The organism is uncultured Pelagimonas sp., assembly GCF_947498515.1.
Lineage (GTDB): Bacteria > Pseudomonadota > Alphaproteobacteria > Rhodobacterales > Rhodobacteraceae > Pelagimonas.
This window is the reverse complement of the sequence record NZ_CANMKO010000011.1, coordinates 116506-131878: the sequence shown is the minus strand read 5'-3', so window position 1 is coordinate 131878 and position 15373 is coordinate 116506. Positions and strand designations below refer to the sequence as shown.

10 protein-coding genes and 1 pseudogene are annotated in these 15373 nt (G+C 56.7%); 7 read left to right on the top strand and 4 right to left on the bottom strand.

Going from position 1 to position 15373, the window contains the following annotated elements:
* Positions 1-37 precede the first annotated feature (37 nt).
* The 6 genes and pseudogenes from Q1A43_RS19115 (at position 38) to Q1A43_RS19095 (ending at position 6058) form a co-directional block, all read left to right on the top strand.
* Positions 38-1165, top strand: a complete 1128-nt coding sequence (locus tag Q1A43_RS19115; RefSeq protein WP_299937856.1) for a carboxylate-amine ligase — start codon at positions 38-40, stop codon at positions 1163-1165.
* A gap of 65 nt (positions 1166-1230) precedes the next feature.
* Positions 1231-2370 carry a glycosyltransferase gene (locus Q1A43_RS19110; RefSeq protein ID WP_299937853.1) on the top strand — a complete coding sequence of 380 codons (1140 nt, stop codon included), beginning with the start codon at positions 1231-1233 and terminating at the stop codon, positions 2368-2370.
* Between the two features lie 221 nt (positions 2371-2591).
* The gene (locus Q1A43_RS19105; protein ID WP_299937851.1) at positions 2592-3731 is read left to right on the top strand and encodes an acyl-CoA dehydrogenase family protein; all 1140 of its coding nucleotides are present in this window, start codon (positions 2592-2594) and stop codon (positions 3729-3731) included.
* Positions 3732-3824: 93 nt separating this feature from the next.
* Positions 3825-4835, top strand: a pseudogene (locus Q1A43_RS22500) (enoyl-CoA hydratase/isomerase family protein); the annotation flags it as partial.
* A gap of 30 nt (positions 4836-4865) precedes the next feature.
* Complete coding sequence (gene mmsB, locus Q1A43_RS22495; RefSeq protein WP_366944276.1) at positions 4866-5738, top strand: 3-hydroxyisobutyrate dehydrogenase; 873 nt, start codon at positions 4866-4868, stop codon at positions 5736-5738.
* A 128-nt stretch (positions 5739-5866) separates the two neighbouring features.
* Entirely contained in the window at positions 5867-6058 is a 192-nt protein-coding gene (locus tag Q1A43_RS19095) for a DUF2892 domain-containing protein (RefSeq protein ID WP_299921424.1), read from the top strand.
* A 47-nt stretch (positions 6059-6105) separates the two neighbouring features.
* Here Q1A43_RS19095 and Q1A43_RS19090 read toward each other — a convergent pair whose 3' ends face one another.
* Entirely contained in the window at positions 6106-6993 is an 888-nt protein-coding gene (locus Q1A43_RS19090; protein WP_299937845.1) for a patatin-like phospholipase family protein, read from the bottom strand.
* Complete coding sequence (gene uvrA / locus Q1A43_RS19085) at positions 6990-9860, bottom strand: excinuclease ABC subunit UvrA (RefSeq protein WP_299937842.1); 2871 nt, start codon at positions 9858-9860, stop codon at positions 6990-6992. The genes Q1A43_RS19090 and uvrA overlap by 4 nt, the downstream gene beginning before the upstream one ends.
* A 226-nt stretch (positions 9861-10086) precedes the next feature.
* Between uvrA and Q1A43_RS19080 the strand changes: the two genes are divergently transcribed.
* On the top strand, positions 10087-12558 hold the full coding sequence (locus tag Q1A43_RS19080) for a VWA domain-containing protein (protein ID WP_299937840.1): 2472 nt from the start codon (positions 10087-10089) through the stop codon (positions 12556-12558).
* 56 nt (positions 12559-12614) lie between these two features.
* Here the strand turns inward: Q1A43_RS19080 and ugpC are convergent, their stop codons facing one another.
* Positions 12615-13703: a sn-glycerol-3-phosphate ABC transporter ATP-binding protein UgpC gene (ugpC, locus tag Q1A43_RS19075; RefSeq protein ID WP_299937838.1), complete on the bottom strand. Its 1089-nt coding sequence runs from the start codon at positions 13701-13703 to the stop codon at positions 12615-12617.
* Between the two features lie 12 nt (positions 13704-13715).
* Complete coding sequence (locus Q1A43_RS19070) at positions 13716-15371, bottom strand: alpha-amylase family glycosyl hydrolase (RefSeq protein WP_299937836.1); 1656 nt, start codon at positions 15369-15371, stop codon at positions 13716-13718.
* Between the last annotated feature and the right edge of the window lie 2 nt (positions 15372-15373).

Below are 15373 nucleotides of genomic sequence, written 5' to 3'. Positions count from 1 at the left end.
CGATCCGCCCAAACTTGAACCAAAGTGGGGGAAAGGCATGGCACAACCTGAATTTACGCTCGGTATTGAAGAAGAATACCTATTGGTTGATCCGCAAAGCGGAGCGTTGGTCGAGGCCCCGGATGGTTTGATGGCGGCCTGTGCGGCGGATTTACAAGATCAGGTCAGCCCAGAATTCCTTCAGTGCCAGATCGAGATCGGCACAAAGCCCTGTGCCAACATCTCAGAAGCGCGCGACGATCTCCGCCGGTTGCGGGCGGGCGTTGCCAAACATGCCGCCGTTTACGGACTGGCCCCGATTGCCGCCTCGTGCCATCCTTTTGCCGATTGGAAGGCCCAACATCACACCAACAAACAACGCTACAATGAGCTTGATCGCGATTTGGGCGGCGTTGTGCGGCGGATGCTGATCTGTGGGATGCATGTCCATATCGGCCTAAGCGATGACCCAATGCGCGCCGACCTTATGCGCCAGATGAGCTATTTCCTCCCACATTTGTTGGCTTTGTCGACCTCTTCACCGTTTTGGAATGGGCGGGATAGCGGGCTTGCCTCCTATCGGATTTCGGTTTTTGACAACCTCCCCCGTACTGGCCTGCCGCCACATTTTGAAAGCTGGAGCGATTATGAACGCTCGGTTCAGATCCTGATTGATCTCGGTGTTATCGAAGACAGTTCGCGCATCTGGTGGGATTTGCGCCCGTCTTCGCGTTTTCCGACACTTGAAACCCGGATTATGGATGTCCAGCCGCGGATGGAAGACACCCTGACCTTGGCCGCACTCAACCAATGTTTGATGCGGATGCTCTGGCGTTTGCGAGTGAAAAACCAACGGTGGCGGATATATGATCGCTTTTTGATCGGTGAAAACCGGTGGCGCGCCCAACGCTATGGCACATCCGAAGGGTTGATTGACTTTGGTGCCGCAAAGATCGAACCGTTTTCATCTTTGACGGATGAATTGATTGATCTGCTTGGCGAAGATGCGGATGCCTTGGGGTGTCGGCCCGAAATTGAGCGGGCCGCAGTGATTGTTCAGCATGGTAATTCATCGGTGCGCCAACGTGCGGTTTTCAAAGACGCGCAAAAACAAGGCGGCGACAACACCGGCCAAATGCGCGCGGTTGTGCAACATCTGATCGAGGAATTTCACAGCGGCCTGTGATCTCTCACCCTTGCAGAGCCGCGCTGTGCCAGCGATAAGACCGCGTCCGACCAAAGGGATCCCATATGCGCACGGCTATCGTCACCTCCGACTATTTCATCATGGGCGAAACCTTTATCAATCGCCATATCGAACATTTGTTTGGCGGCGATACGGTGGTTGTTTGCGGTCGCCACAACGGCCAAGACCCCTATGGAAAACCTCTGTTTACCCGACGTGCGCCCCTGTCTTTGGGTGACAAACTCTTGGCCCCTTTCGCCGCTGTGGCCGGGGCCGCGTGCCATGGCACTTCGCGTCTGCCTTTCGGGGCCAATCGTCGCCAACTTATCAACTGGCTCCGAACCCAAAAGGTCGATGTGATCTTGGCGGAATTTGGCACCCAAGCTTTGGTGATGGCCAAACTCGGCAACGACATGGGAATCCCAGTGTTCACTTATTGGCGCGGAACCGATGCCAGCCGCGCGCTCGGCTCGGCGCAACGGGTGCGCTCTTACAAATTGATGATGCCACGCCTTGCCGGTATGTTTTCCGTTAGCCAATTTTTGTTGGACAACCTCGCCAAACATGGCGTGTCCCACCCCAATGCCCATGTGGTGCCCTCCGGTGTCAACGTCCGCCTGTTTACCCCGTTGGAAAAACGCCCCGGAAGTTTTTTGGCCGTGGGTCGCATGGTGGAAAAAAAGGCCCCTCAGGTCACCTTGCGGGCCTTTGCCAAGGCCGCGCAAGGGCGTGATGCCCATCTGACGTTCATCGGTGACGGCCCGTTGCTCGAGACCTGTAAAACCATGGCCGCCGATCTTGGCATTGCGGATCAAATCACCTTTACCGGGGCCCTCCCCCATGATGAGGTCCGCAAACATCTTCAGGTAACGGAAACCTTCCTTCAGCATTCCATCACCGCCAAAGATGGCAATACCGAAGGCCTTCCGACCGCCATCCAAGAGGCGCTGGCCTGTGGGTGTATCACCATTTCCACCTATCACGCCGGCATCCCAGAAGCGGTTGAGGATGGTGTGAACGGATTGCTGGTTCCTGAATGGGACGAAGACAGGTTTTCAAACCGGATCACCCAAGTTCTCGACATGCCCGATCGCTCGGCCATGACATTGGCGGCGCGCAAAACCGCCGAAGCCAAGTTCGACAACGCCATTTTGTTGGAAAAGGTTGAAAACACCATTCTAAAAACGCTCTGCCCGGCACGATAACGCCCTTTTCGTTTCTTCTTTCCGAAAATATCCCGGGGGTCCGGGGGCTGCCCCCCGTTTGACGATGTTTTCACTCTACGTTGCTGAACAGGCTTTTCTAGACATTTGTCCGACGCAAACATGGTAGTTTCGCGGATTGCACCGCTCAAAACCCTTGCAATCACATCTCTGTTCCGACAAGTTATGAACAAGTGTTCAATTCATGCCGGAAGGAGGAGCCCATGGATTTTGCTCTCACTGAAGAACAAAGCGCAATTTTCGACATGGCCTATGCATTTGGTCAGGACAATATCGCGCCCAATGCGCAAAAATGGGAAGCCGAAGGCACCATCCCAAAGGAGCTTTGGCCAGAAATTGCCGCGCTCGGATTTGGCGGGCTTTATGTTTCCGAGGAAAGCGGTGGGTCTGACCTAACGCGCCTTGATGCAACGTTGGTTTTTGAAGCTTTGTCAATGTCTTGTCCCTCTGTTGCGGCATTCTTATCGATCCACAACATGTGCGCCAAGATGATCGACAAATTCGGCAACGAAGAGATTAAATCTCGCATCCTTCCCAAGGCGATGACCATGGAAACGGTGCTGAGCTACTGCCTAACCGAACCCGGTTCCGGTTCGGACGCCGCAGCGCTTAAAACCCGCGCCGAAAAGACCAACGAAGGGTACCGGCTTACCGGGTCCAAGGCCTTTATCTCGGGCGGAGGTTACTCAGACGCCTACGTCGTGATGTGCCGCACTGGCGACGATGGCCCCAAGGGGATTTCAACCGTTGTTGTCGAAGACGGGGCCGAAGGGCTCAGCTTTGGCGCCAATGAGAAGAAGATGGGCTGGCAATCGCAACCCACCGCCGAGGTTCAATTCGACAACTGCTTGACCCCTATCAACAATCTGGTTGGCGACGAAGGCCACGGTTTCAAATATGCCATGGCGGGTCTTGACGGCGGGCGTTTGAATATTTCGGCCTGTTCTCTTGGTGCCGCGCAGGCCGGGTTGAACGCAACGCTGCAATATATGTCCGAACGCAAAGCCTTTGGTAAAAGCATCGATCAGTTCCAAGCGCTCCAATTCCGCCTCGCAGATATGGAGATCGAGCTTCAGGCGGCCCGTGTGTTCCTACGCCAAGCCGCGTGGAAGCTAGACACCAACGCCCCGGATGCCACGGCACATTGCGCCATGGCCAAGAAATTCGTGACCGAAGCGGGATCGAAGGTGGTGGATCAATGTCTGCAGCTACATGGTGGCTATGGCTATTTGGCGGATTATGGGATCGAAAAACTGGTCCGAGATCTGCGGGTGCACCAAATCCTGGAAGGCACCAATGAAATCATGCGCTTGATCGTTGCCCGCAGCCTATTGGCGCGCTGACCTCACCACCTGCGCCCCAAATTCCGTGCACGGAATTTGCAAAACGCGTGCACGCGTTTTGTACCCACCCAGACTGACCATAGGGATCCATCCATGGCCGATATTCATATCCGCAAGGAAGGCCGTGCTGGCCGCATCACACTGACCCGGCCCCAAGCGTTGAATGCTTTGTCTTATGACATGTGCATCGCGCTTGAGCGCGCCATTGACCAATGGCGGTCGGACAGTGATGTCGACCTTGTTCTCATTGACGCAGAAGGCCCCAAAGCCTTTTGTGCCGGGGGCGACATTGCTGAAATGTATCGCACCGGCACCGAGGGGAATTACGAGTTCGGGCGCAAGTTCTGGCGTGATGAATACCGCATGAACGCCAAACTGGCGGAATACCCCAAACCAGTTGTCAGCTTTCTACAAGGGTTCACGATGGGCGGTGGGGTCGGCGTTGGCTGTCACGGCGGCTATCGCATTGTTGGCGACACCAGCCAAATCGCCATGCCGGAATGTGGGATCGGGTTAATCCCGGATGTCGGTGGGACTTATCTTTTGTCGCGCGCGCCGGGGCGTTTGGGTGAATACATCGGCCTCACCGCCAGCCGGATGGGCCCTGGCGATGCCATCTATGCCGGGTTTGCCGATTTCTATGCACCAGAGGCCCTTTGGGACGATATCAAAGCCACTCTGATCGAAACCGGCGACGCCAACACCATTCGAAACCAAACGCAATTGCCGCCCGATAGCCCCCTTGCCGCTGCGCAAACCGACATTGATGCGCTGTTTGCAGGTGAGAGTTTGGGCGACATCCGCAATATGCTCAACACAAGCGACGGCGAAGTCGCGACCAAAGCTCTCAAGGCGCTCAACCGCAACTCGCCGCTGTCCATGGCGTTGACCACGGAAATGCTGCACCGGTTGCGCGGACCGTCACTCACCATACGCAAAGCGCTTGAGCTTGAATACCGAGTGAGCCACCGGGTTATGGAGCACGGTGATTTCCTTGAGGGTATTCGTGCGGCAATCATCGACAAAGACAAAACCCCCAAGTGGCAATTTGCCGATGGGGATGTGCCTGCTATTGCGGTATCCAAGATGCTGATGCCGCTTGGCAAAGAGGCGTTGGATTTCAGGGAGGACGGAATGAAAATCGGATTTATCGGTCTGGGCAATATGGGGGCCCCGATGGCCGCTAATTTGGCCAAGGAAGGCCATGAGGTTGTTGGGTTTGACGTTGCGGGTGCCACCGCCGAAGGGGTCAGCAACGCAGCAAGCGCCGCCGCCGCCGCAGAGGGCTCGGATGTTGTGATCACCATGCTCCCCAACGGGGCAATCCTGCGCAGCGTTGCGAATGATGTCATCCCTGCGATGAAACCCGGTGCGGTTCTGCTCGATTGCTCAACCGTTGACGTCCAAAGCGCGCGCGATGTCGCTGCCCAAGCGGCTGAGGCCGGTCTTGGTGCCTTGGACGCCCCCGTTTCGGGCGGGATTGGTGGCGCAGCTGGTGGCACGTTGACCTTTATGGTTGGTGGCTCGGATGCTGCCTTTGCAACGGCAAAACCTCTCTTTGATATCATGGGTCAAAAGGCCGTTCATTGCGGTGAATCCGGCAATGGTCAGGCCGCCAAAATCTGTAACAACATGATCCTTGGCGTCACCATGATCGGCACCTGCGAAGCCTTTGCCTTGGCTGACAAATTGGGCCTATCGCGCGAAGCAATGTTTGACGTGGTCAGCACCTCATCGGGCTATAGCTGGTCGATGAATGCCTATTGCCCCTCCCCCGGCGTTGGCCCAACATCGCCAGCCGACAATGACTACAACCCCGGCTTTGCAGCCGAGCTGATGCTTAAGGATCTGCGCCTGTCTCAACAGGCCGCCGAAGCGGCAGACGCCGACACGCCAATGGGCCAAGCCGCAACAGCGCTTTATACCGAATTTGTCGAAAACGAAGACGGACAGGGCCGCGACTTTAGCGCCATGTTGCCCCGTTTTGAAAAACGCGGACGCAACTAACACAGCATCACATGACTGTGAGAAAGGGGCCCGTGGGCCCCTTTTTTGTATTCGCCTTGCGACAGATCAAATAGCATTCCAACATTCGAATGTAGTGATTGCGGCAACGCAACAGGAAAGGACATAACATGTTTGAGAGAAATGTTGGCGGTATTGACCGCGTTGCCCGGATCGTGATTGGCGCTTTGCTGATTATTGGCGCTCTGATGGGCTATGGCGTCTGGATGTGGATTGGTGTTGTTCCGCTTTTGACCGGTCTTGCCGGACGTTGTGGGGCCTACAAACTGTTTGGCATGAACACCTGCCCGATGAAAAAGTAAACCGCATTTTCGCGCGGTCGTGTCAGGGCAATCCGACCACGGCCGCGCTAGAACAAAGACCGCGCGATTTGCTCTTCTGCGGCATCACAAATGCGCGTACCTTCGGTGATTGCAGCTTGGGCACGGTATAGTTCCCCCGCTTTGATCTCTTTCAGATCAGCGTTTAGCATGACGTCCGGCGGGTCGGCCGCAATCCGGGTCGAGCGCACAAAATCCGTCAACACATCCATCGCCGCATTGATGACTTCGGCATAGCTTGGCCCCCGCATCTCGGTATATGGTTCTGGCAAAAGCTTTTCCAAGGCCTCGGGCAACTGATCGCGCACGCCTTCCAACCCTATGCGGCTCAAAAGGGAATCCGGTTCATTGGCTTGCCAAATCGGCTTCCCGCCCCGCCCACTAGGGTTCACCCCAAGGACCGACCGCGCCCCCAAAGCGCGCGCCGCCGATACGGGCACCGGGTTAATCAACCCGCCATCAATCAACCAACGTCCCTGTAGTTGCACCGGGCTAAAAATGCCGGGAATGGCAACCGAAGCCTGCACCGCCGGGATCAAAGGCCCATCCATCAACCAGATTTCCCGCCCGGTCGCCATATCGGTCGCCACCGCCATAAATGGCTTTGGCAAATCCTCAATCCGCTCTGGCAAGTCTAGCTCGCTCAACAGGGTTTCGACACCCTTGCCGCTCAACACGCCGCCGCGATCCAAATGTGGGTCCATGAGTGAAAACAGCTGGGATTGGGTGAATTCGAGCGCCAGTTTCTCCAGCGCATCCAGCTTACCAGCCGCCCAAGCAGCCCCAACCATGGCCCCCATAGAACATCCGGCAACGGCCATTGGTTCGACACCCTGACGTTGCAGCGATCGGATCACCCCGATATGGCACCATCCGCGCGCACCGCCAGACCCCAGCGCCAAACCAAGCTGGCTCATTCCGCCGCTTCTCGAACCAGTCCAAGCATCGGAGCAAGGTAGTGGCCAGTGTGCGACCGCGGTTCCTTGGCGACCTTTTCAGGCGTACCAACGGCAACAACTTCGCCACCGCCATCGCCGCCTTCTGGGCCGATATCAATGATATGGTCGGCGGTTTTCACAACATCAAGATTGTGTTCAATCACCACCACCGTATTGCCCTGATCGACCAGTTCATGCAGCACTTCCAACAACTTGCGCACGTCTTCGAAATGCAATCCAGTTGTCGGCTCATCCAAGATGTAGAGCGTGCGGCCCGTCGACCGCTTGGCGAGTTCTTTCGAGAGTTTCACCCGCTGCGCCTCGCCACCGGACAGGGTTGTGGCCTGTTGACCGACCTTGATATAGCCAAGGCCGACACGCGCCAGCGCATCCATCTTGTCACGGATCGTTGGCACCGCCTTGAAAAACTCCTGCGCATCTTCGACCGTCATATCAAGAACGTCGGCTATGCTTTTGCCCTTAAACCGAATCTCAAGAGTTTCGCGATTGTATCGTGCCCCATGACACGTCTCACAAGTCACATACACATCGGGCAGGAAATGCATCTCAATCTTGATAACACCGTCCCCTTGGCAGGCCTCGCACCGGCCCCCCTTGACGTTGAAGCTGAAGCGCCCTGGTTTATAACCGCGTGCCTTCGCCTCCGGCAGACCGGCGAACCAATCCCGGATTGGCGTGAAAGCGCCCGTATAGGTCGCCGGGTTTGATCGCGGTGTCCGCCCGATTGGGCGTTGGTCGATGTCGATCACCTTGTCCAGATGTTCAAGCCCCTTGATGGTTTCACAAGGCGCAGGCGTCTGACGCGCGCCGTTCAATGCCATCGACGCGGTTTTAAACAGGGTTTCGATGGTGAGCGTGGATTTCCCCCCGCCCGACACACCGGTAACACAGACAAATTTTCCCAAGGGGAAATCGGCGGTCACATTGCGCAGGTTGTTGCCCGTCGCTTTGACAACCATAACCTTTTTGCCGTTTCCTTTGCGCCGCTTGGCCGGAATGCTGATCTCACGCGTCCCCGAGAGATATTGGCCGGTTAGGCTCGCCGGATCGTTAGTGACTTCATCCGGTGTGCCCTTGGACACCACTTGCCCTCCATGCACCCCGGCCCCCGGACCAATGTCAAAAACATAGTCCGCCTCGCGGATCGCCTCTTCGTCGTGTTCGACAACGATCACCGTATTGCCTTGATCCCGAAGGTTTTTCAGCGTGTCGAGCAAGCGGGTATTGTCACGTTGGTGCAACCCGATGCTTGGCTCGTCCAAGACATATAAAACCCCGGTTAGGCCCGAGCCGATCTGGCTCGCCAGTCTGATCCTTTGACTTTCGCCCCCCGAAAGCGTCCCAGAATTGCGCGACAGCGTCAGGTATTCAAGACCAACGTTATTGAGAAACCCAAGCCGCTCGCGAATTTCCTTTAGGATAGCGCGGGCAATTTCGTTTTTCTGAACCGTCAAAACCTCGGGAACCGTAGTACACCAGTTGAACGCCTCTTTGATCGACATTTGAACAACTTGGCCAACATGACGAAGATCGTCCCCGGCCCCAATCTTGACCGCCAACGCCTCGGGACGCAGACGATAGCCACCACAGGCCGCGCAAGGCCGGTTGTTTTGGTAGCGTTCAAACTCTTCGCGAATCCAATTGCTATCGGTCTCGCGATAGCGGCGTTCCATATTGGGGATCACCCCTTCGAACACCCGTTTAACCTCGTAAACTCGGCCGCCTTCGTCATAGCGGAACTGGATTTCCTCGTCCCCTGACCCGAACAAAAACACCTGTTGCACATGTGCAGGAAGGTCTTTCCACCGTGACTTTTTGTCAAACTCATAGTGCTTGGCAATGGCATCAATGGTTTGCAAGAAATACGGTGATTTGCCTTTGCGCCACGGGGCCAATGCCCCATCCGCGATTTGCAAGGTCACATCCGGCACCACCAGCCGCTCGTCAAAGAACAGCTCTTTGCCAAGGCCATCGCAATCCGGGCAGGCACCAAACGGCGCGTTAAAGGAAAACAGCCGTGGCTCAATCTCTGGAATGGTGAAACCGCTCTGCGGACAAGCAAAGTTTTCTGAGAAAACAAGGCGGTCCGGCTCACCTTCCTTGGGGGCGGTTTCCAGAATCGCAATGCCCTCGGCCAGGTCCAAAGCGGTGCGGAAGCTATCGGCCAGACGGGTTTCCATGCCCTCGCGCACCACAACCCGGTCGACCACAACATCGATATTGTGGCGGAACTTTTTGTCCAACGTCGGTGGCGCATCAAGTTCATGAAACTCGCCATCGACTTTCACCCGCTGAAAACCGGATTTGCGCAGCTCAAGGAACTCTTTGCGATACTCGCCCTTACGGTCGCGCACAATCGGCGCAAGAAGATAGGCGCGCGTGCCCTCTTCCATCCCCATAACCCGGTCGACCATATCCTGTACTTGTTGCGCCTCAATCGGCAGGCCGGTGGCGGGGCTATAGGGCGTGCCGACGCGGGCAAAGAGCAAGCGCATATAGTCATAAATTTCGGTCACCGTGCCAACGGTGGAGCGCGGGTTTTTCGACGTTGTTTTTTGTTCGATCGAGATGGCCGGGGACAGGCCAGCGATATGATCAACGTCGGGTTTCTCCATCATATCAAGGAATTGCCGCGCATATGCGCTTAGGCTTTCGACATAGCGACGCTGTCCTTCGGCATAAATCGTATCAAAGGCCAAAGAGGATTTTCCCGACCCGGACAGACCGGTAATCACAACCAGCTGATCACGCGGAATATCCACATCGATTGACTTAAGGTTATGCTCGCGCGCACCGCGCACCTCGATCTGTTTCAACTCTGGCATGTCGTCCCCCAATTACGCGCCCTGACACGCGCCTCGCGCCAAGCCTCGCTAACAGATAGGCGAAAGCCCAAGCTTCGCCAATCGAAATTTTAGTACGAAAGGGGAACACGGTGCATCCCCTGACAATTTCCGGCAGGAACTGGCCTGAGAGGTGCGGAAAACCTGCCTTGAGTTCCGTTTCGTCACCCGCTTTTATCCCGGAAATTGATTTAATCGGAGATTTTTCATGTCGCTTTTGCGCTCACTTTTGGTGTCTGGGCTGTCACTGGCCGCGCTCCCCCTTGCCGCCCAAGATCGCCCATCTAGCATTCTGGTATTGGATGGGTCCGGGTCGATGTGGGGCCAGATCGACGGCAAGGCAAAAATCACCATCGCCCAAGAGGTTGTCGGTGATTTGCTTGGGGCGTTGCCCAAAGATTCCGACCTTGGCCTAACCGTGTATGGCCACCGTGAAAAAGGCAATTGCGCCGATATCGAAACGGTGGTCCGCCCCGGACCGGACACGCGCGGAGCCATTGCGCAGGCGGTCAACGGCATCAAACCCAAGGGCAAAACGCCGCTAAGTGACGCCGTGCGCGCCGCCGCCGAGGAACTGCGCTATACCGAGGAACGCGCCACGGTGATTTTGGTGTCCGATGGGCGCGAAACCTGTGTTGCCGATCCGTGTGAAGTGGCCCGAACGCTCGAAGAAACCGGCGTCGATTTGACCGTGCATGTGGTGGGGTTTGACGTCTCCGACGACGCAACTGCGCTTGGGCAATTGCAGTGTTTGGCCGATGAAACAGGCGGGCAGTTTGTGACGGCGGATGATGCGGATCAGCTTTCGGATGCCCTGACCACCATCGCCGAGGCCCCTGCCCCAGAGCCAGACCCTGAACCCGCTCCTGTTGAGACGCGCTTTGTCGCGCAGGATGGCGAGGATGGTGGCGATATGTCTAACGGTGTGAGCTGGTCCATCTCCGGCCCCGATGGGTTTAGCGCCGATGGAACCGGCATTTTTGCGCTTGAGCTTGCGGCTGGAAACTACACCGCGACCGCCATACGCGACGCCGATGAACAAGAGGTCAGTGGTGACTTTGAGGTCCTCGAAAAGGCCCAAACTGTTACTCTGATCCTGCCCGTCATCGTGCCAGAGGCAACCGTCACCGGCCCGGAAACCGCGTTTCAGGGACAGACCATCGAGGTAAGCTGGGGTGGCCCCGGTGAAAAAGGTGATTTCGTTTCTATTCATGAGGTTGGCGGTAATCAATGGCCAATCAATGACAGCAATGTTAAACACGGAAACCCGCTCAAACTTCGGATGCCTGCCGAACCCGGCCTGTATGAATTGCGGTATCAGGTCAAGCGGAACCGCGAGGTGATCGCCCGCACCCCGATTGAGATTCTGCCTTCGGAAGTAACAATTGACGCCGCCGCCAAAGCCGAAATTGGTGCGTCGATCCCGGTCACTTGGACCGGTCCCGCCAACAAAGGTGACTTTCTTTCGGTCCACGAATTGGGCGGCAATCAATGGCCAATCAACGATGCCAATGTCAAAGAGGGAAGCCCGCTGCAATTGCGGATGCCGGGGGAGCCGGGGCAATACGAACTGCGCTACCAATTGGCCGAAGATCGCGCGGTGATCTATCGCCAGCCCATCGAGGTTACAGAGGCACAAATCGCGCTCGTCCATCCCGAACAGGCCGAAATCGGCTCGGTTATCGAGGTGACGTGGCAAGGGCCGGGCAACAAGGGCGATTTCATTTCCGTTCATGAAACCGGCGGCAACGTTTGGGGGATCAACTCTGCCAATGTTGATGACGGCAACCCTCTGAAATTGCGGATGCCCGGCGAACCCGGCCAATATGAAATCCGCTATCAGCTTGCCGAAGAACGCAAAATCATTCACCGCCAGCCGATAGACGTGGTTGCCGCGAAAGTGGCGTTGGAGTTCCCTCAGCAGGCCGAGATTGGTGAGGTGATTGAGATCATCTGGACCGGTCCCAACAACGATGGCGATTTCATCTCGGTCAAAGAGACCGGAGGTGACGGCTGGGGGATCAACTCCGAAGGCACCCATATTGGGTCGCCCCTCAAGCTGCGGATGCCGCATGAACCCGGTGACTATGAAATTCGCTATCAACTGGCCGAAGAGCGGGAGGTCATCCTGCGCCAGCCGATCACCATCGTCGATGTCGCGGTGACAATCGACGCCCCCGCGAGCGCCGAAATTGGTGAGGTGATTGAATTCAAATGGACCGGGCCGGACAACGAGGGGGATTTTCTCTCGGTCAAAGAAGCCGGTGGCGATGGCTGGGGGATCAATTCCGAAGGCACCCATGTCGGGTCATCCATGAAACTGCGCATGCCGCACAAACCCGGCGCTTATGAACTTCGCTATCAATTGGCACAGGAACGCGCGGTGATCCACCGGGTGCCGATCACCATCACCGACACAGAGGTGAGCATCACAGCACCAACTGACGCCAAAGCCGGGCAAGAGGTGATGATCACCTGGGAGGGTCCCGCCAACGACGGCGATTTCATTTCGATCAAAGAGATCGGTGGCGATGTCTGGGGCCTTCACAGCAACGGGGTTGAACCCGGAAGCCCGGTCAAACTCCGCATGCCGGACCAGCCGGGGGAATACGAGTTGCGCTATCAATTGGCTCAGGAACGCGCGGTGATCCACCGGGTGCCCATTACGGTTTTGCCGTAGAGCAAAGGGCGGGCTTGGCGGCCCGCCCTTTTGGTTTTCACATACCGTGTCATGACCTAGCGATAGAGCAGTGACGTGCCATTCGCGAACAAATGCACTTTATCCGCCGTGGTGGTAAGAGCCACTTCTTTGCCGCGCATCTCTTTGTGGATACCCGGTAATTTGGCAATAACGGGTTCCGCGCCATTCACCGGTTCAAAGTAAAGCAAGGTCACCTCACCCAAGGCTTCGGTGATCTTGACCGTGCCGGTAAAGACCATATCGCCCGCCGCGATGACAAAATCCTCCGGGCGTACACCAACATTCACCTTGAGCCCCATATCGCCATCCGTTGTCGGATAATCCGAAAGGGTTTCGCCGCCCCCGTCCAACCGCACACGTGTTTGCGCGCCGGTGCCGATCACCTCGCCGGGCATCAGGTTCATAGCAGGCGAGCCGATGAACTGGGCCACAAACTCGGAATTGGGTCGTTCGTATAGCTCAAGCGGCGTGCCAACCTGCGCAATCCCCTTGTTCGCCAAAACCACGATGCGGCTGGCAAGGGTCATGGCTTCGACCTGATCATGGGTCACATAAATCATGGTGCGATCCGGCATTTGCTCTTTGAGCTGGGCAATCTCGATCCGCGTCGCCACCCGCAGCGCCGCATCCAGATTTGAGAGCGGTTCATCGAACAGATACACTTTTGGATCGCGCACAATCGAGCGGCCAATCGCCACCCGCTGGCGCTGCCCGCCCGATAGTGCCTTGGGCAGGCGATCTAGGTACTCATCAAGCTGCAACATATGCGCAGCGCTGTTTACGGCCTCGTCGATCTCGCTCTTGGATTTCCCGGCCAGTTTCAGCGCAAAGCTCATGTTTTCGCGCACGGTCATATGCGGATAAAGCGCGTATGACTGAAACACCATGGCAATGCCACGTTGCGCAGGTGGGACGTCGTTGACCAGTTGCCCATCAATCACCAGCTCCCCCGCGGTGATCTTTTCAAGCCCGGCAATCATCCGCAAAAGCGTCGATTTCCCACAGCCCGACGGGCCAACAAAGACGATCAATTCGCCCTGTTTGATATCGAGGTTGATATCCTTGAGCACTTCAACCGCGCCGGCATAGGTCTTGCCCACGCCTGTCAGTTTCAAATCGGTCATCGCCCTCTCCCTTTACGTCTGCACGCGGCGTGCCAACGCCACTTGCCATGGTTTCAATGTGATCTTGCCCTGCTCTGGCACGTCGGCGCTAAGCTCTCCACCAAGCTGTTGCCACTGGCCCGCTGGTCGATCGATCTGCGCGGCATCATCGCTCAGGTTAAAGGCACAGAAAATCTCTTCGCCTTCATCATGCCGGGTAAATGACACCACGGTGCCATTGGCCGTCAGATCGCTCAAATCACCCTTGGACAAGGCGCGATGCGCATGGCGCAGGGCCACGGCGCGGCGGTAATGATGCAACAAGGCGTCAGGGTTTTCTTCCTGCTCGGCCACCGATTGCGTCAGATGCTCTGGCGCGACCGGCAACCAAGGTTTGCCCTCCGAAAAGCCGCCAAAAGAATTGGACTTTTCCCAAACCATCGGAGTGCGACAACCATCGCGCCCCTTAAATTCTGGCCAGAACTCAATACCATACGGGTCTTGCAGATCGTCAAAAGCCACCTCGGCCTCTTCCAATCCCAACTCTTCCCCCTGATACAAACAGGTCGAGCCGCGCAGACACATCAACAGCGTCGCAAAGGCCTTTTGCGCATCGTGACCCAAGGCCCACCGCGAGGCATGGCGCACCACATCATGGTTGGAAAACGCCCAACAGGCCCAACCGTCCGGCGCGGCCTCATCGACCTTGGTCAATACATCAACAACCCGCGCCGCCGTCGGCGTATCCCCCGAGAGGAACTCAAACGAGTAACACATATGCACGCGGTTATCGCCCGCCGTGTATTCGCCCATGATCTCAAGACCACGCTGCGCATCGCCAACCTCCCCCACGGCCGCCGCCGCCGGGTATTCATCCAACAACGCGCGGAACCGTTCCAGAAACGCGATGTTTTCCGGCTGGTTCTTAGAATAGAGATGCATCTGGTGGTTATAGGGGTTCACGCGCGGCGCAATGCTGTCATCGCGTTCTTCGGGCGGCAAAGGCGGGTTCGAGCGTAACAGCTTGTCATGGATATAGAAATTGATTGTATCAAGGCGGAACCCGTCCACCCCGCGATCCAACCAAAAGCGCACGGTTTGCAACAGCGCGTCTTGAACCTCGGCACAGTGAAAGTTCAAATCCGGCTGAGACGTTAGGAAGTTATGCAGGTAGTATTGCTCGCGCCGCGCATCCCATTGCCACGCCGATCCGCCAAAGATCGACAACCAATTGTTGGGCGGCGTGCCATCGGGTTCGGGATCGGCCCAAACATACCAATCGGCCTTGGCGTTGTCGCGGCTGGCCCGGCTTTCCTTGAACCAAGGGTGCTGATCAGAGCTATGTGAAAGCACCTGATCAATCATCACCCTGAGGCCCAAATCATGCGCCCGCGCAATCAGCGCGTCAAAATCCGCCAAGGTGCCAAACATCGGATCAACGTCGCAATAATCCGACACGTCATAGCCGAAATCCTTCATCGGCGATTTGAAAAATGGCGATATCCAGATCGCATCAACGCCGAGCGAGGCAATGTGCGGCAAGCGCCGGGTGATGCCCTTTAGGTCGCCGATGCCATCACCGGTGCTGTCCTGATAGCTGCGCGGATAGATCTGATAGATCACTGCGCCGCGCCACCAATCCTTGTCCGCAACCAAAGGGGACGCTGTGATGTGAGTTTGCGTATTCATAA

Excerpts from the sequence above, each read along its gene's own strand:
- Q1A43_RS19115 (WP_299937856.1), top strand. The coding sequence starts at position 38 with ATGGCACAACCTGAATTTACGCTCGGTATTGAAGAAGAATACCTATTG.
- Q1A43_RS19110 (WP_299937853.1), top strand. The coding sequence starts at position 1,231 with ATGCGCACGGCTATCGTCACCTCCGACTATTTCATCATGGGCGAAACC.
- Q1A43_RS19105 (WP_299937851.1), top strand. The coding sequence starts at position 2,592 with ATGGATTTTGCTCTCACTGAAGAACAAAGCGCAATTTTCGACATGGCC.
- mmsB (WP_366944276.1), top strand. The coding sequence starts at position 4,866 with ATGAAAATCGGATTTATCGGTCTGGGCAATATGGGGGCCCCGATGGCC.
- Q1A43_RS19095 (WP_299921424.1), top strand. The coding sequence starts at position 5,867 with ATGTTTGAGAGAAATGTTGGCGGTATTGACCGCGTTGCCCGGATCGTG.
- Q1A43_RS19090 (WP_299937845.1), bottom strand. The coding sequence starts at position 6,993 with ATGAGCCAGCTTGGTTTGGCGCTGGGGTCTGGCGGTGCGCGCGGATGG.
- uvrA (WP_299937842.1), bottom strand. The coding sequence starts at position 9,860 with ATGCCAGAGTTGAAACAGATCGAGGTGCGCGGTGCGCGCGAGCATAAC.
- Q1A43_RS19080 (WP_299937840.1), top strand. The coding sequence starts at position 10,087 with ATGTCGCTTTTGCGCTCACTTTTGGTGTCTGGGCTGTCACTGGCCGCG.
- ugpC (WP_299937838.1), bottom strand. The coding sequence starts at position 13,703 with ATGACCGATTTGAAACTGACAGGCGTGGGCAAGACCTATGCCGGCGCG.
- Q1A43_RS19070 (WP_299937836.1), bottom strand. The coding sequence starts at position 15,371 with ATGAATACGCAAACTCACATCACAGCGTCCCCTTTGGTTGCGGACAAG.